General features: G+C 60.6%; 12 protein-coding genes and 1 tRNA gene. 4 read left to right on the top strand and 9 right to left on the bottom strand.

Annotated features, from left to right (window positions below; genetic code table 11):
- Nucleotides 1-242: 242 nt before the first annotated feature.
- Nucleotides 243-2,105 (bottom strand): ABCB family ABC transporter ATP-binding protein/permease, encoded by a 1,863-nt coding sequence (locus SJY32_RS05600; protein WP_376872634.1) that lies wholly within the window; start codon nucleotides 2,103-2,105, stop codon nucleotides 243-245.
- Nucleotides 2,106-2,263: 158 nt separating this feature from the next.
- The gene (locus tag SJY32_RS05595; RefSeq protein ID WP_376872631.1) at nucleotides 2,264-3,655 is read right to left on the bottom strand and encodes a LysM peptidoglycan-binding domain-containing protein; all 1,392 of its coding nucleotides are present in this window, start codon (nucleotides 3,653-3,655) and stop codon (nucleotides 2,264-2,266) included.
- Between the two features lie 169 nt (nucleotides 3,656-3,824).
- On the opposite strand from SJY32_RS05595, the gene SJY32_RS05590 reads away from it, so the two are divergent.
- On the top strand, nucleotides 3,825-4,412 hold the full coding sequence (locus SJY32_RS05590) for a TIGR00730 family Rossman fold protein (RefSeq protein WP_376872628.1): 588 nt from the start codon (nucleotides 3,825-3,827) through the stop codon (nucleotides 4,410-4,412).
- Between the two features lie 109 nt (nucleotides 4,413-4,521).
- On the opposite strand, the gene rnd is transcribed toward SJY32_RS05590, so the two are convergent.
- The 3 genes from rnd to purM all read right to left on the bottom strand — a co-directional run bounded on the left by rnd (nucleotide 4,522) and on the right by purM (nucleotide 7,482).
- Complete coding sequence (gene rnd / locus SJY32_RS05585) at nucleotides 4,522-5,679, bottom strand: ribonuclease D (RefSeq protein WP_376877597.1); 1,158 nt, start codon at nucleotides 5,677-5,679, stop codon at nucleotides 4,522-4,524.
- Between the two features lie 169 nt (nucleotides 5,680-5,848).
- The gene (gene purN, locus SJY32_RS05580) at nucleotides 5,849-6,442 is read right to left on the bottom strand and encodes a phosphoribosylglycinamide formyltransferase (protein ID WP_376872625.1); all 594 of its coding nucleotides are present in this window, start codon (nucleotides 6,440-6,442) and stop codon (nucleotides 5,849-5,851) included.
- Nucleotides 6,439-7,482, bottom strand: coding sequence for a phosphoribosylformylglycinamidine cyclo-ligase (gene purM, locus SJY32_RS05575; RefSeq protein ID WP_376872623.1), 1,044 nt, complete (start codon nucleotides 7,480-7,482; stop codon nucleotides 6,439-6,441). The genes purN and purM overlap by 4 nt, the downstream gene beginning before the upstream one ends.
- 214 nt (nucleotides 7,483-7,696) lie before the next feature.
- Here purM and SJY32_RS05570 point away from each other — a divergent pair.
- Nucleotides 7,697-7,770 (top strand) — tRNA-Ile (locus SJY32_RS05570).
- A 158-nt stretch (nucleotides 7,771-7,928) separates the two neighbouring features.
- A complete protein-coding gene (locus SJY32_RS05565; RefSeq protein WP_376872620.1) occupies nucleotides 7,929-8,264 on the top strand; it encodes a 4a-hydroxytetrahydrobiopterin dehydratase in 336 nt (111 codons plus the stop codon).
- 53 nt (nucleotides 8,265-8,317) lie between these two features.
- Here the strand turns inward: SJY32_RS05565 and SJY32_RS05560 are convergent, their stop codons facing one another.
- A complete protein-coding gene (locus tag SJY32_RS05560; RefSeq protein ID WP_376872618.1) occupies nucleotides 8,318-9,688 on the bottom strand; it encodes an aspartate aminotransferase family protein in 1,371 nt (456 codons plus the stop codon).
- A 172-nt stretch (nucleotides 9,689-9,860) separates the two neighbouring features.
- Here SJY32_RS05560 and SJY32_RS05555 point away from each other — a divergent pair, with 172 nt between their 5' ends.
- Nucleotides 9,861-10,415: a cupin domain-containing protein gene (locus tag SJY32_RS05555; protein WP_376872616.1), complete on the top strand. Its 555-nt coding sequence runs from the start codon at nucleotides 9,861-9,863 to the stop codon at nucleotides 10,413-10,415.
- A gap of 9 nt (nucleotides 10,416-10,424) precedes the next feature.
- Here SJY32_RS05555 and SJY32_RS05550 read toward each other — a convergent pair whose 3' ends face one another.
- The 3 genes from SJY32_RS05550 to SJY32_RS05540 all read right to left on the bottom strand — a co-directional run bounded on the left by SJY32_RS05550 (nucleotide 10,425) and on the right by SJY32_RS05540 (nucleotide 15,988).
- Complete coding sequence (locus tag SJY32_RS05550; RefSeq protein ID WP_376872614.1) at nucleotides 10,425-11,711, bottom strand: DUF3422 family protein; 1,287 nt, start codon at nucleotides 11,709-11,711, stop codon at nucleotides 10,425-10,427.
- Between the two features lie 304 nt (nucleotides 11,712-12,015).
- Nucleotides 12,016-12,276 (bottom strand): hypothetical protein, encoded by a 261-nt coding sequence (locus SJY32_RS05545; RefSeq protein ID WP_376872611.1) that lies wholly within the window; start codon nucleotides 12,274-12,276, stop codon nucleotides 12,016-12,018.
- Nucleotides 12,277-12,286: 10 nt separating this feature from the next.
- Nucleotides 12,287-15,988, bottom strand: coding sequence for a vitamin B12-dependent ribonucleotide reductase (locus SJY32_RS05540; RefSeq protein ID WP_376872608.1), 3,702 nt, complete (start codon nucleotides 15,986-15,988; stop codon nucleotides 12,287-12,289).
- Between the last annotated feature and the right edge of the window lie 227 nt (nucleotides 15,989-16,215).

Below are 16,215 nucleotides of genomic sequence, written 5' to 3'. Positions count from 1 at the left end.
GCGCCAGATTCACAGCGCCAAGCGGCGCGTGACTCGTCGGCGCGACGGGGGTGTTCGGCATGGCTCTGATGGACGGGGCGATCGAAAACCGGCGCGACGACGCGGCAGAAACGCGTGAGAGTCCCCCCACAAGCCATTGCCTAAAAAGGATTTACCGGCATCTCACCGCGACCTCGCCCCGCGCTCGCCCCGCGCGGGGACCAGACTTAAGCGCCCCAGCAACAAGGCCGCGCTACCCCCACCTAAGTGTGATCAAGCCGCTCGGGCGCCGCCTCTGCCGCCGCGTCTTCGTCTTCTGACGATTGACGCGCCCACATCGCGCTATACCGGCCCTGCTGCGCCAGCAATTGCTCATGCGTCCCGCGCTCGACGACCGCACCCGCCTCCAGCACGATAATCTGGTCGGCATCCGCAATCGTCGACAACCGGTGCGCAATCGTAATGACCGTGCGGCCTTCGCCCATCTCTTTCAGGCTCTCTTGAATGTCGCGCTCGGTTTGCGTGTCGAGCGCAGATGTCGCCTCATCCAACAGCAAGATCGGCGGATTCTTGAGGAGCGTTCGCGCGATCCCCACGCGCTGTTTCTCGCCGCCCGAAAGCTTCAATCCGCGCTCGCCGACGGACGTCTCATACCCCTCCGGCAAGCTGATCACAAAGTCATGAATTTTGGCCGCTTTTGCCGCCGCCTCAACCTCGGCACGCGTCGCCTCGGGGCGCCCATATGCAATGTTGTAATAGATCGTATCGTTGAACAGCACCGTGTCTTGCGGCACGACACCGATTTGCGCGTGCAAACTCGCCTGTGTCACGTCGCGGATGTCCTGCCCGTCGATTTTGATCGCGCCCCCCGTCACATCGTAAAAACGGAACAGCAATCGCCCGATCGTGGATTTGCCGGAGCCCGAAGGACCAACCAGCGCCACGGTTTTGCCCGCGGGCAAGTCAATCGACACGTCTTTCAAGATGGGCCGCGCCGGATCATAGGCGAAATTCACATTCGTGAAGCTCAACGCCCCGCCCTCCACCTTGAGCGCCGTCGCATCCGCCTTGTCGTTGATCTCGGCGGGTTGGTGCAGCAAATCGAACATCTCGGCCATGTCGACCAAAGCCTGCCGGATCTCGCGGTAGACAGTGCCCAAGAAGCCGAGCGGCATCGTAATCTGGATCATATAGGCTTGCACCATCACGAAATCCCCGACCGTCAGCTTACCCTGTTGCACGCCCATCGCCGCCATGACCATCACCGTCATCAACCCCAGCGAAATGATCAGCGCCTGCCCGAAGTTCAGCGCCGCGAGCGATTGCCCCGTCTTCACCGCAAGCTTCTCATACCCTTCCATCGACTCGTCATAGCGCCTGGTTTCGCGCGCGGCCGCGCCGAAATAGCGCACAGTCTCGAAATTCAGCAGGCTGTCGATGGCCTTTTGATTGGCCTCGGTATCCGCGGCGTTCATCGCGCGCCGGATCGAGACGCGCCATTCCGTGACCTTGAATGTCCAAGTCACATAGGCCCAAATCGTCACCACGACGACCGCCGCATAACGCAGATCGAAGACGAAGGCGAAAATCCCCGTCACGAACAGCAACTCCAACCCCAGCGGGCCGACCGAGAACAGCATGAACCGCAACAGGAAATCGACACCCTTGACCCCGCGCTCGATAATGCGGCTCAACCCGCCGGTTTTGCGGGTCAGGTGATAGCGCAGGCTAAGACGGTGGATATGGCCGAAGGTTTCCAACGCCAACTGGCGCAAGGCGCGCTGGCTCACGGGGACGAAGATGAAATCGCGCAGCTCTCCGAACCCGACGGTAAAGATCCGCGCGACCCCGTAGGCAATCGTCAACGCCACCGCGCCGAGCATCAACAACAGACTATCATCCCGCATCTCGCCCGATAGCGCGTCCACCGCCGCCTTGTACAAGAAGGGCGTCAAAACAGAAATCACCTTCGCCCCGATCAGCACAATCATCGCCCACACCACGCGCCGCTTCACCCACGGGTGATCGGCAGGCCAGAGATAGGGGAGGACGGATTTGATTGTGCGCAGGGCGCTCGCGCGCTCTTGCGCAGTTGGCTTGCCGCTGACGGTGCTGACGGATCGCATAGGATTTCTTTCGCTGGCGCCCCGCGCGCGTACGCCGCGAGCGGGGAGTTCATGCGCTTGATGGTGCGCTGGCTCACATAGACTTAGGCCGCGCGCCGCAAGGATACCAGTGCGCGCGCCGCGTTTCAGGGCGGATAAATGGTTCGGCGGCTGCGACCCTATTGTGGAATTGTGAACACTTGCCCCGGATAAATCAGATCAGGATCGCGAATTTGCGCGCGATTGGCCTCAAACAGCCGCACATAAAGCACCCCGTCGCCGTAGGAGTTTGATGCGATTTGCCAAAGGGAATTGCCCGGCTGAACGGTCAGGACCGAGAGCTGCGGCGCGGCGCTTGCCGTCGAGGTTTGCGCAGCGCTCGCGTTATCCTCAAGATCTTGCGTCTCTCCCGCCCCCACTGGCGTCTTGGAGACGGCTTGAGCGGCGGCCAAAATCTCCGGCGTCTCGCGCAAGAATGGCGTCTGCGCGCGGCTCACGACTTTGCCGTCGGCGTCCAACGCATCAATGCGCAGTGCGTATTCTCCGGGCGCAACATCTTGCAAAGCCATCCGCCAATCGTCGGCCTGTGCGATCGCCTCGGAGAGGAGTTGATCGTCCAGATAGGCGCGCAACACCTGCCCCGCCTGCGCGCCGCGCCCCCCGACCAAAACTTCCCCCGACGTGCCATAGGCAACCGTATCAATAATCAGCGCCCCATTCGGGGCCGCCTCCACGCGCTTGATCCCGCTCGCATCCGCGAGCAAAAGGCTCGGCGCGCGATCGGCCTCTTGTTCCGCAGCGTTTGGCGCGGCTTCAACCAGCGCCGCCTCCAGTGCCGCCTCCGCGCTTGGCGCCTCAGTGGCAACTTCCGCGACCAAAGGTGCCTCGCCCGATTGGCCAGACTGCTGCGCCGATTGGAGAACCGATTGCGCATCGGTTTGCGCGCCCAAAGCAGTCACTTGATGCGCCGCGACATCGGCGGCGCTGCGCGGCGCGATGATCAAGCTTTGCGCAGATGCCGCAGACGCCCCAGCCGCGCCCGTCGCCCGTAACGTCAGGGCGCGCGGCTCAGTCGATACGGGCACATCAAGAAGTGCTGCGAAATGTCCGGAATTGCTGGCTTTTGTGCTCGCCACAACGACGCCATCGATGACAACATCAATCTGCGCGTCAGGCGCGCTGCGCCCCGCAACGGTTAACGCGCCCGACGCGGTGATGCGCATCGCATCGAACTCGGGTGTCAAATCCGCCAAGGCGCGCGCCTGTCCCGCTCCCTGCGGCTCGGCGGATACGCCAACGGCCTCCATGCCGCCTTCAATGGGCGCGACGGCGGACAGATCACCGGCGCTGACAAGCGGCTTCGGCGTGGCACCCGCCTCGGGTTCCATTTGCAGCGCCGTTTGAGATGCCGATTGAGACGCCGTTTGAGATGCGGGCGTGCTCACGGTTTTGCCCGCGTCATCAAGCGCACGATCGGCGGTTTGCGTGTTATAAAAGCTGACGAGCCCGCCAATGACGACGAGAACACCCACCCCAGCGACGCCACCCAAAAGCGCATTGCTCCGACCCATACCACCAACTCCCTTATCGCGCCGCCCGTCATTCAAAGCGGGCGACTGTCACACATATGTTGCAAGCGCTTGAGACTGCTTGGCAAGCCCGTTATCACAAAAGCACGCGCCATTGCGCGAAAGATTTGCGGGCATTCGCCCTGCGCCGAAATATCCCGAAAGGAACCCCATGTCACAATCGCCCAATCGCCCGCAGGCCCCCGCCGCACAGCATTCTATTTGCGTCTATTGCGGATCGCGGTCGGGCGCGAATCCCAATTACGCCTTGGCCGCACAGGCGACCGGTCAGATGCTGGCGGCGCGCAATTGGCGGCTGGTGTACGGGGCGGGTGATGTCGGTTTGATGGGCGAAGTTGCGCGGTCCGCACAGGCGGCTGGCGCGCAAACTTTTGGCGTGATCCCCGTACATCTTCTGGATTTTGAAGTCGGCAAACGCGATCTTTCGACCTTCATCATCACAGAGAACATGCATGAGCGCAAAAAGGTCATGTATATGAATTCAGACGCGATTGTGGTTTTGCCGGGCGGTGCAGGCTCGCTTGACGAGCTTTTCGAGGTTCTGACATGGCGGCAGATCGGCCTCCATTCAAAACCGATCTATCTCCTAAATACCGATGGATATTGGGAGCCACTCCTCGCTTTGATGCATCATATCGTGGCCGAGGGCTTCGCCGATTCCAGTATTCTTGATTTCCTCACAACCGTGGCGACAGTGACGGATCTCGAGGCGGCGCTGGCCGATTACCTCGGCACTTGAAGATCCTGCGGTAAGTCATTCTGAAATCACAAAATAAAATAAAAAATGCCGCGAGATGATCGCGGCATTTTTTTAATCGGTTCAGCGCATCAAGTCCCGCTCTCGCAGCTTACGCTAGCGCGACAACCTTCACAGATCCGCCCTTCGCCGTCAGGGCGATCTCCCCTTCGGCAAGACGCAACGCATCCGCGCCGAACACTTCCAACCGCCATCCGGTCAAGGCCACAACGTCGCGCATCCCCGCCGCGATCCGGTCAAGATCGGCAGAGGAGGCAATCAGCTTGGGCGCAACGCCGGCCGATTCCGACTTCGCCTTGAGCAACACGCGCAACAGATCCGCCAGCGCCGTGTTGACCTGCAACTGGGTCTTTTCCTCGACGATTTTTGGCAAGGACTCGGGCTTAGCCGCCATCGCCTCTTTCACCGCGCGAATGATCCCATCCGCGATATCGCCCCGACGCGCCTCACGCAGCAGCAATCGCGATTTCCCCAACTCCTCGATGGTCGTGGGTTTCGTCGACGCCAGCTCGAGCAGCGCATCATCCTTGTAAATGCGCGAACGCGGGATGTTGCGCGCCTGCGCATAGCCCTCGCGGAAGGCGGCAAGCTCGCGCACCACGCCAAGGAACCGCGCGGAGGTGGTGCGGGTTTTCACACGCATCCACGCCTCCTCAGGGCGATTGGTGTAGGTTTCGGGATTGAGCAAGATGCCCACTTCCTCCTCCACCCACGCCGAACGGCCCGATTTCGCAAGATCTTTGGCAAGGAATTCATAAATCACGCGCAAATGCGTAACATCCGCAATTGCATAGGTTTTTTGTGCATCCGTCAGCGGCCGGCGCGACCAATCCGTGAACCGTGATGTCTTGTCGAGGTTCTCTTTCGCGATCTTGCGCACGAGCGTTTCATACCCGACCTGCTCGCCAAATCCACAAACCATCGCCGCGACTTGCGTATCAAACAGCGGCTTGGGGAAGACCCCCGCCTCGACGAAGAAGATCTCCAGATCCTGACGCGCGGCATGGAAGACTTTGACCGTCGCCTCGTGGCGGAACAGGTCATACATCGGCTCGAGCGATAGGCCCTCGGACAGTGGATCTACCAGAACCGCCTCTCCGTCTTTGCCCGGCAACGCCATCTGCACGAGGCACAGTTTCGACCAATAGGTGCGTTCGCGCAGGAACTCGGTATCGACCGTTACGAAAGGGTGGGTTTTCGCCTTGGCACAAAATTCGGCAAGGGCTTCGGTGGTAGAAATCGTGATAATGGGGGACTTCATGGAGGCCTTTCTCGCGCGGGGTCATCCCGCTGTCACCCAACGTTTAGGCGAGCGCTTGAAGAAAAGGAAGCGCGGCTCAAGACGGGCCGCGCATTTGCGTGAGTTTTTCGGGAAATCTGCGGTCAATTTGCCGCAAAAAACGCGCGGCATAGCTGCTTTACGCCAACAGATCCAGCCGGCCGCGCTCGCCGCTCAAAAAACGCCGCAAAACCGCCGGGTAGAGGCGATGCTCTTGGATGAGCACCCTCAATGCGAGATCGTCGGCGCTATCGCCCGCCAGAACCGGCACCCGCGCCTGCCCTAAAATAGGCCCATCATCGAGAATGGCCGTGACTTCATGAACCGAACATCCCGCCTCGCTATCGCCCGCCTCCAGCGCGCGCGCATGGGTGTGCAGCCCCGGATATTTGGGCAACAGCGACGGGTGGATATTGAGCATCCGCCCCTTAAAATGGTCGACAAACGCAGGTGTCAGCACCCGCATGTAGCCAGCCAGACACACGACATCAGGCTCGGCTGCAAGAAGCGGCCGCAGCATCTCCGCCTCGAACGCCGCGCGGTCTTTGCCAAAGGGTTTGTGATCGACGCTATACGTGGGCACGCCCAAATCGCGCGCCTTGATCAGGCCGCCCGCTTGCGGATCGTTCGATCCCACCAGCACCGGAAGGCCGTAGCCACCCGCCTGCATATCCTCAACGAGGCGGACCATATTCGATCCGCCCCCCGAGATCAGCAGGGCAACGCGCTTCACAGCAGCGCGCCGGTGTAGGAAACGCCGTCGCCCGCCGTGATCACGCCGATGCGCGACACGGTTTCGCCCTCACCGACGAGCAATTCGGTCAGCGCATCCGCACGGTCCGCCGCGACGACGCAAATCATCCCGATGCCCGAATTGAACGTCTTGAGAAGCTCGGCCTCCTCCATCTTCGCGGTCTCCGCCAGCCAGCGGAACACCGGCGGCAACTCCCACGAGGACAGATCAATCGTCGCGCCCAAGCCCTCGGGCAGAACGCGCGGAAGGTTTTCCGTCAAGCCGCCACCGGTGATATGGGCCAGCGCATGGACGCCCCCCGCACGGTAGGCCGCGAGCGTTTGCTTAACGTAGAGGCGCGTGGGCGCAAGCAGCGCCTCGCCCAGAGACCCCTCCCCAAACGGGCATTCCGCGTCCCATCCAAGGCCCGACAATTCAACCACTTTGCGCACAAAGGAATAGCCGTTCGAATGCACCCCGTTCGAGCCAAGCCCGAGCAGCACATCGCCTTCAACAACGCCCGATGGCAAGGTCGCGCCGCGCTCCATCGCGCCCACCGCAAAGCCCGCGAGATCGAAATCACCCTTGTGATACATCCCCGGCATCTCCGCCGTCTCGCCGCCGATCAACGCGCAGTTGGACTGTGCACAGCCCTCCGCAATGCCATTGATGATGCGGGTCGCCTGATCAAGCTCAAGCTTGCCCGTCGCGAAATAATCGAGGAAGAACAAAGGCTCGGCGCCTTGGCAGACAAGATCATTGACACACATTGCCACAAGATCGATGCCGATTGTGTCAACATTGCCAGTATCGATCGCGATGCGCAATTTCGTGCCCACGCCATCGGTCGCGGCAACAAGAACCGGATCAGTATAGCCCGCATCTTTGAGGTCGAACAGAGCGCCAAACCCGCCCAGACCGGACATCACGCCCGAGCGTGACGTGCGCTTGGCGGCCGGCTTGATCCGCTCAACGAGCGCATTGCCCGCGTCAATATCAACGCCTGCGTCGGCGTAGGTCAGGCCTTTTTGCTCGCTCATGTCGCGCACTCCTCAAGGATAATCTGCGGGGTCTTAGCTGGGATTCTCGCCCAAGCGATTAGCGCATAGGGGCCTTGGGAGCAACGCTGCGCTGACGGTTTCTCGCGGATAAAGCGCGAAAACGCGGGTTTTGCGCCCCCCTGCCTGCGACATGCGCGAAACACGCGCGCCATTCTTGACGCCGCCCGCCGATCTGCTACTCAGTCTGGCGCGTGGGCCTGTAGCTCAACTGGTTAGAGCAGGGCGCTCATAACGCCTTGGTTGCGGGTTCAAGTCCTGCCGGGCCTACGCGAAACCCCTTCCCGTTCACCTTGACGCCAGCATCTCCCCCGCGCAGGCTGCGCGAAATCTTGTGAGCTGGCTGCGCGCGATCCTGTAGCGCGCCCGTCGCGGATGGCGGATGATCCCTCGCGATCCTCCACGCAGAAAGCTGAAAGGAAGTTCAGATGACCGACCTCAAAGACCAGTCTTGCGGTGAATGCAACAGCAGCGTCGTGGCACTCGACGACGAACAAATCGCCCCGCTCAAAGCACAGCTCCATCCCGATTGGACGCTGGACGACGCCGGAAAAACGCTGACACGGCGATTTACCTTTAAAGGATTCTCGAAGGCGGTCCTGACGGCGAATCTGGCGGCCTTTGTCAGCGACAAAGAGGGACATCACGCCGATATCGCCTTTGGATGGGGATATTGTGCGGTCAGCTTTACCACGCATGATGTCGGCGGGCTGTCCCAAAACGATTTTATCTGCGCGGCGAAGCTGGATCTCGCCACCGGCTAACGGCACGCAAAAGGGGGGCAATGCCCCCCTTCCCGATCCGTATTGCGCCGAAACTAGCCGAAAACAGCCGTCAGCGCGCCGTCAACCGCTGCGGTGATCTCGTCGATTTCATCCGCCGTCACAATCAACGCAGGGCTGAAGCACAGCGTGTTGTTGAAGCCCGGCAAAGACCGGTTCGTGGCGCCGATCATCACACCGCGCGCCGCGGTTTCCGCCACGACCCGCTGCACCAAAGCCTCCGCCGCCGGTTCTTTGGTCACGCGATCCGCCACGAGCTCCGCCCCGACGAACAGACCCGCGCCGCGCACCTCGCCGATCACAGCATGTTTTCCCATCAAAGCTTCGAGATTCGCGACCAGCCGCGCGCCCATGGCTTTGGTGTTCTCCAACAAGCCCTCATCCTCGATGATCCGCAGATTCTCGAGCGCCGCCGCAGGGCCCGCCGCGCACCCGCCAAAGGTCGAGATATCACGGAAATAGCTCAGAGGGTCGGTCGGGTCTTTGAACTTCTCAAAGATCTCCTCGGTCGTCACCAAGGCCGAAATCGCCGCATAGCCCGAGGCCAGTCCCTTCGCCATCGTCACGAAATCGGGTTTGATCCCGTAGTTTTGATAGCCGAACCACTCGCCCGTCCGGCCCATCCCGCACACGACCTCATCGATATGCAAAAGCACATCATATTTCGCACAAATCTCCTGCACGCGGTCCCAATACCCCGCCGGCGGGACGATCACGCCGCCCCCTGCCGTCACCGGCTCAAGGCACAGCAAGCCCACCGTCTCCGGCCCCTCGCGCAAGATCACTTCCTCGATCGCGTCGGCGGCATGGCGGCCGTAATCCTCAACATCCCACTGCTTGCGATATTCAAGGCAATGGGGCACCTCGACGAAGCCCTCTGGGAACGGCCCGTATTGCACCGCGCGCTGCGGCTGACCACAGGAGGCAAGAACGCCAAGCGTCGTGCCGTGATAATCGCGCTCGCGGTAGAGGATTTTAGACTTGCCGCCATTATGGAAACGCGCGGAAATCTGGCGCACCATTTTGAACACTTTCTCATTCGCCTCAGAGCCGGAGTTGGCATAGTAGACGCGGCTCATTCCGGGCATTTTCTCGATCAGCTTTTGCGCAAAAAGCGAGCCCGGGATCGAGCCTGCCGATTGCGCGAAATAGTTCATCTCGATCAGCTGGTCGCGCACGGCGTTGGCGATGCTTTCGCGCCCGTATCCGACATTTACCGTCCAGACGCCGCCCGAGACCGCATCAAGGAACTCACGTCCCGCTTGATCCCAGACGCGCATCCCCTTGCCCTTCACGATGATCCGCGGATCGGTCGTCTCCAACGCTTTGTGCTGCAACAAGTGATGCCAGACATGGGCGCGGTCGGCTTCGGTGATGTGAGTGAGGTCATTCGCGCGGCTGGACATGGGGAGGGCTCCGATTGGGGGGTGAGCAACGAGCTGCTTATGACGATTTGGCCACGCGGCGTGCGCCAAAACAATCCTTTATCGTGCCTGTATAAGCTATTGATTTATCTTGATCCGCGCGCAAATGATGTGAATACGCAAACACATGCAACATCGCAAGGAAAGCCATAAGATGTCGGACGAGGTGGATATCGGCGGCAGGTTGCGCAGCCTACGCGAAACACGCGGCCTGTCGCAACGCGCGCTCGCCAAACGCGTGGGCCTGCCAAACTCGACACTCTCGCTGATCGAATCGGGCCGAAGCAATCCGTCGGTCGGCGCGCTCAAACGGATTCTCGATGGCCTGCCGATCGGGCTGGCGGAGTTTTTCGCCTATCAGCCGGAAATGGAGCGCAGCTACTTCTTCAAGGCCGAGGATCTCGTCGAAATCGGGCGTGGGAAAATCTCCTATCGCCAGATCGGCGAGCGAAGTGCGGGGCGCACCTTGCAGATGATCCGCGAAGTCTATCAGCCCGGCGCAGATACCGGCAAAACCGCCCTCAGCCATCAAGGCGAGGAGGTCGGATTGGTGCTCTCGGGCCATCTTGAAGTCACCGTAGATGGCATCCGCAAGCTCTTGGGCGCGGGCGATGCCTACGCGTTTGAAAGCCACCTTCCCCACCGGTTTCGCAATACTGGCGGGGTGGAATGCCACGTCGTCAGCGCCTGCACACCGCCGAGTTTCTGACCCTCCACGCTAATGCGCGCCAAAGCCCTTGCGAATGGAGCGCACCATCAAAAACACTGCCAAAATCACGACGGGGGTCAATCCGGCGGTCATCATCTCTTTGGAAATGCTCAGAGATTTGGCGACGGGATAGGCGAGATAGCCCGCCAAAGAGACCGCGTAATAGCTGATCGCGACAACCGACAGCCCCTCAACCGTGTGTTGCAGGCGTAGCTGTAAATCGGCGCGGCGATCCATGCTCTCGAGCAGCTTCTGATTTTGTTTTGACCGCGCCACATCGACCTGCGTGCGCAGCAACTCGCCCGCGCGCAAGGCCCGCGTGAGCATCTCGCCCAATCGCTTTTCCGTCGATTTCACCGTGCGCATCGCCGGATCGTAGCGCCGCAGCATGAATTCCGAGAACATCTGCCGCCCTTGGAAGCGCGCCTCGCGCAGCACCTGAATGCGCTGCGTCACGATCGCCTCATAGGCAGCGGTTGCGCCAAAGCGGAACGAGTGTTGCACCGCGAGCGCCTCCAACTCCGCCGAGATGCGCAGCAAGTCATGAAGCGTTTCCTCGGGTGCGGAGGCTTCCGTCAGCCCCGCCACCAGATCGGACAGGCGCGGCTCGAGCGCATTGAGACGCTGGCCCAATGTCCGCGCGCGGCCAAGGCCAAGCATCGACATCGCGCGGTAGGTTTCCACCTCGCACAGGCGTTGCACGATGCGCCCCGTCCGCCCCGGCCCCGTTTCGGGATGCACAAAAATAACGAACCGCATCTGGCCTGCGGGATCGATGCGAAAATCGCCCGCGATCACCGCCGCCCCGTCGAGAACCTCCGCGCAGGCAAGGCTTTCCGCGACGAACCAATCGGCCAACATCGCATCGATCTGCGCGGGATCATCGGGGATCACCTCGATGCGCACTTGCAACGCCGCGAGACGCTGCCCCTGCGCCGCGCCGATCCAATCGGCGGGAAACACATCCCCCTCAGCCGGATCAAACGCCCGCGCGGACAAGCTGGGCCGATGGGCGAGGAAACTTGTGAATTCGGTATGGCTTTCCCATTTCAGCTGGTGCTGCCCGATCTGGGCGGCGTGATGGATCACGCCGGAGGACGGCGGCTGCGCCCCTGCCCGCATCAACAGCGCGCCCAGATGCGCCAGATCCGCCGCCCGGTCGCGGTTGGCCGCATTCACCGCCGGTTTGAGCGCCAAAAACGTCACCTGCGCGGGCGCTGCGATCTGCGGGAAGGGCCGCGCATGCAACTCATTCACGCACTCATAGCGCAACGGATGCTCAATAATCTGGCTCATGCTTCCCTCATCCATCCACACCATCCCGCAGGATTTGCAGACATTATCGGGAGGATGCGCGAAGGAAATGCGCAAATTCAGCCGCTTATCCGTATGCCAACGCATACTTGCATGCGCGCAACACATCGTACCCGCGCCGCAGGTAAGCGCCTCTCAATAAAGCGACCCCCGCCCTGCGGACAGGAACGGGGGTCTAGTTTCGTCAATCAGGCTCGTTCTGGTTCACTGCCCTCAAAGATAGTTTCTAGCCGGCCTTCTCAACGTCTAGGGCGAGCGCACCCGCCCCCGAACTTAATGTCTCAGATCAATGCACAGTGCGCGATGCGACGGGCGTCAGTCGCACCACCGATTGCCCGCCTTGCAAGGTAATCTCATCGATCAACATCCGGCCCTGCGCGACGCAGCCCTCATAGGCCTGCACCTCACCCGATCCACAATATTGCTCGTCCAACACCGATTTGAACGCCTCTGCGCCAAACACCGCCTCCAGCGCCTCCGGCGCGCCCTCGGGCGCAAACCGGATTTCCTCGGCCTCGATCAAACGGTTCCCTGCCAGAAATTGCATTTTCATCTCCTTAAGAACAGCCCGACGTGCCGCCGCATGTGTTGCATTTCATACAAGTGCCATTGCGCACGAGCGTGTAGTTACCGCATTCGCCGCAAGCTTCGCCCTCATAGCCCTGCATCTTCGCCTTCAAACGAGCATCCAAAGACACCCGCCCCGATGCCAACGCCGTAGCGCCCGCCATCATCGCGCCCGAGGTGCCCGTCGCCATGCCCTTCGCCGTCTCCGGGATCAGCGCGTTAAGCGCCGCGACCGGATCTTGCGCCACGCTGGAACCGATGCCACCTTGGAATACTGTCAACTCCTGCGGCAAACGCTTGCGCAAATACCCCGAGGACGAGATCTGCCGCAAAACTTCGAGCGATTTGGAAGCAGCCGTCTCCGATGGCGCGGCCACGTTGCGTTTGCCCTCTTCCGCACCGCCGCCCAGATCATCGAAGCTCGCGCCCTTGGGGGCGACATGCGCCAGATCCGTACGATCAAGATAGGACACCGCCAATTCGCGGAAGACATAGTCGAGGATCGAGGTCGCGTTCTTGATGCTGTCATTGCCTTGCACCATGCCCGCAGGCTCAAACTTGGTGAAGGTGAACGCATCGACGAATTCTTCGAGCGGCACCCCGTATTGCAGGCCCACCGACACGGCGATGGCGAAGTTGTTCATCATCGCACGGAAGCCCGCGCCCTCTTTATGCATATCGATGAAGATCTCACCGAGCTGCCCATCCTTGTATTCGCCCGTGCGCAGATAAACTTTATGCCCGCCCACAACCGCTTTTTGGGTATACCCTTTACGGCGCTCGGGCAGCTTTTCACGGTGCGAGCGCACGATCTCTTTGACGACAACCTTCTCGATGATCTTCTCTGCCAGAACCATCGCCTTCTCTTGCTGGCTGCCCGAGGCGAGGATTTCCGAAGCGTCTTCGTCATCTTCCACAAGCGCGGAAGCGAGCGGCTGGCTCAATTTTGACCCGTCACGGTAGAGCGCGTTCGCCTTGATCCCGAGGCTCCATGACAGCTCATAAGCCGCCAGCGTTTCCTCGATCGAGGCCGAGTTGGGCATGTTGATCGTCTTGGAAATGGCGCCCGAGATGAAGCTTTGCGCCGCCGCCATCATGTGGATATGGCTCGCGACGGACAAATACCGCTTGCCCTTCTTGCCGCACGCATTCGCGCAATCGAACACGGCGTAATGCTCAGGCTTGAGGAAGGGCGCGCCCTCCAAGGTCATCGTGCCGCAAACATGATCGTTTGCCGCCTCAACCTGCCCTTTGGTGAAGCCCAAATGCCGCAGGAGGTCGAACGTCGGATCGTTGAGCTTCGCCGTCGGGATTCCCAAGGTTTGCGTGCAGAAATCCTCGCCCAATGTCCATTGGTTGAACACGAACCGGATATCAAACGCCGACGGCAGCGCCGCCTCGATCTTCTCAATCTCGCGCGGGCCAAACCCGTGGCCGATCAACGCGGTATGGTTGATACCCGCGCAATTGCCCAAGCTGCCGTGACCAACGGCATAGGCGATGATCTCCTCGATCTCGGAGGATTTATAACCCAGCTTTACCAAGGCCGCAGGCACGGAGCGGTTGATGATTTTGAAATACCCGCCGCCCGCAAGTTTCTTGAACTTCACCAACGCGAAGTCCGGCTCGATTCCGGTGGTATCGCAATCCATCACCAGACCAATCGTCCCCGTCGGGGCGATCACAGAAACCTGCGCGTTCCGGAAGCCGTGCTTTTCACCCAGATCCAGCGCGGAATCCCAAGCGTTCTTCGCGATTTCGACCAGCGTTTGATCGGGGCATCCCGCAATATCAAGCGGCACCGGCTTGATATCGAGGCCCTCATAGCCAGCCGTCTTGCCATATGCGGCGGTGCGGTGGTTGCGGATCACGCGCAACATATGGGCGGCGTTTTTCTGATAGCCCGGGAAGGCGCCCAGCTCTGCGGCCATTTCCGCCGATGTTGCGTAAGACACGCCCGTCATCACAGCCGTGAGCGCGCCGCACAACGCGCGGCCCTCCTCGCTGTCGTAGCCGTAGCCCATATTCATCAGCAAACCACCGATATTGGCGTAGCCAAGGCCCAAAGTGCGGAAATCATACGAGCGCTGCGCGATCTCTTGGCTTGGGAATTGCGCCATCAAAACCGAAATCTCGAGCGTGACCGTCCAAAGACGCGTCGCGTGAACATAGGCCTCGGCGTTGAACTCGTTTTTCTTGAAGAAAGTCAGCAGGTTCATCGACGCGAGATTGCACGCCGTATCGTCGAGGAACATATATTCCGAACACGGGTTCGACCCGCGAATCTCGCCATCCTCGGGGCAGGTGTGCCACGCGTTGACCGTATCATGGAACTGGATGCCCGGATCAGCGCAGGCCCAAGCCGCGTGCCCTACCTGATCCCACAGGTCGCGCGCCTTGATCGTCTTGGCAACCTTGCCGTCAGTCCGGCGCAACAGCTCCCAATCGGCGTTGTCCTTGACCGCCTTCAAGAAGGCGTCCGTGACCCGCACAGAGTTGTTGGAGTTTTGGCCCGACACCGACACATAGGCCTCGGAATCCCAATCCGTGTCATAGGTCGGGAATTCGATCGACGTGTATCCCTGACGCGCGTATTGCAAAACGCGATTGATGTAAGTCTCCGGGATCATACATTTTTTCGCCGATTTGATCGCCGCTTTCAACGCCTCGTTCTTCGCCGGATCGCTCGCACCCTCAGCGGTGCCATCCCAAGCGCGGATCGCTTCAAAGATCGCATTCAATTCGCGCTCGTGCAATTTCGAGCCCGCGACCAGAGAGGCCACTTTTTGTTCTTCGATCACCTTCCAGTTGATGAAATTCTCGACATCGGGGTGATCCATATCGCAGATCACCATCTTGGCCGCGCGCCGCGTGGTGCCGCCCGATTTGATCGCGCCTGCGGCACGGTCACCGATTTTGAGGAAACCCATCAACCCCGACGATTTGCCGCCGCCCGAAAGCTTTTCGCCCTCGCCGCGCAAGCTGGAAAAGTTCGTCCCCGTGCCCGAGCCATATTTGAACAAGCGCGCCTCACGGACCCAAAGATCCATGATCCCGCCCTCGCCCACCAGATCATCCTTCACCGATTGGATGAAGCACGCGTGCGGTTGGGGATGCTCGTAAGCCGAGGCCGATTTCGTCAGCTTGCCCGTCAGGTGATCGACGTAGTAATGCCCTTGCGACGGGCCATCGATGCCGTAGGCCCAATGCAGGCCGGTGTTGAACCATTGCGGCGAGTTCGGCGCGGCCATTTGCTCGGCCAGCATGAAGCGCATCTCGTCGTAATAGGCGCGCGCATCTTCCTCGGTGCTGAAATATCCGCCCTTCCAGCCCCAATAGGTCCACGCGCCTGCGAGGCGGTCGAACACTTGCTTTGCGGAGGTCTCGCCCGTGAAGCGCTGTTCCTCGGCCAATTGCGCAAGTGCGGCCTCATCCGGCACCGATCGCCACAAAAACTCGGGCACGTTCTTTTCTTTGACTTTTTTGACAACGGCCGGGATGCCCGCCTTACGGAAGTATTTCTGCGCCAGAACGTCCGACGCCACCTGGCTCCACTTTGAGGGGACCTCGACGGCTTCGTTTCTGAAGACGATCGTGCCGTCGGGATTGCGGATTTCGGAGGTCGTCGTATTGAACGCGATCGACCCGTATGCGCCGCTGTCTGCCGTGGTGAACTTCCGCTCGATTTTCATCTTCTGCCCCGTGCAAATTATCAAACCTGTGGCGACCAAGACAATGGCTCCCGTCGCGCTGGCGGCGATGTGCCGCTTTGCGCTGGGCCAAAATGAGGGGCCGCCCGTGACGGGTGAAGACCACCCGTCAAGGCCCGCCGCCCTCACCGGGCCCGGTCACATCTATCGGTCGAGCCGCGCGTGCAACACTATATCTAGTATTAACCTTCGCAGCTGCCCACAAACTG

Source organism: Albirhodobacter sp. R86504, assembly GCF_042466415.1.
Taxonomy (GTDB): domain Bacteria; phylum Pseudomonadota; class Alphaproteobacteria; order Rhodobacterales; family Rhodobacteraceae; genus Albirhodobacter.
This window is presented reverse-complemented; position numbering and strand designations above follow the sequence as displayed.

Bases quoted from the DNA above. Each gene is read 5' to 3' on its own strand.
- SJY32_RS05600 (WP_376872634.1), bottom strand. From the start codon at position 2,105: ATGCGATCCGTCAGCACCGTCAGCGGCAAGCCAACTGCGCAAGAGCGC.
- SJY32_RS05595 (WP_376872631.1), bottom strand. From the start codon at position 3,655: ATGGGTCGGAGCAATGCGCTTTTGGGTGGCGTCGCTGGGGTGGGTGTT.
- SJY32_RS05590 (WP_376872628.1), top strand. From the start codon at position 3,825: ATGTCACAATCGCCCAATCGCCCGCAGGCCCCCGCCGCACAGCATTCT.
- purM (WP_376872623.1), bottom strand. From the start codon at position 7,482: ATGAGCGAGCAAAAAGGCCTGACCTACGCCGACGCAGGCGTTGATATT.
- SJY32_RS05565 (WP_376872620.1), top strand. From the start codon at position 7,929: ATGACCGACCTCAAAGACCAGTCTTGCGGTGAATGCAACAGCAGCGTC.
- SJY32_RS05560 (WP_376872618.1), bottom strand. From the start codon at position 9,688: ATGTCCAGCCGCGCGAATGACCTCACTCACATCACCGAAGCCGACCGC.
- SJY32_RS05555 (WP_376872616.1), top strand. From the start codon at position 9,861: ATGTCGGACGAGGTGGATATCGGCGGCAGGTTGCGCAGCCTACGCGAA.
- SJY32_RS05550 (WP_376872614.1), bottom strand. From the start codon at position 11,711: ATGAGCCAGATTATTGAGCATCCGTTGCGCTATGAGTGCGTGAATGAG.
- SJY32_RS05545 (WP_376872611.1), bottom strand. From the start codon at position 12,276: ATGCAATTTCTGGCAGGGAACCGTTTGATCGAGGCCGAGGAAATCCGG.
- SJY32_RS05540 (WP_376872608.1), bottom strand. From the start codon at position 15,988: ATGAAAATCGAGCGGAAGTTCACCACGGCAGACAGCGGCGCATACGGG.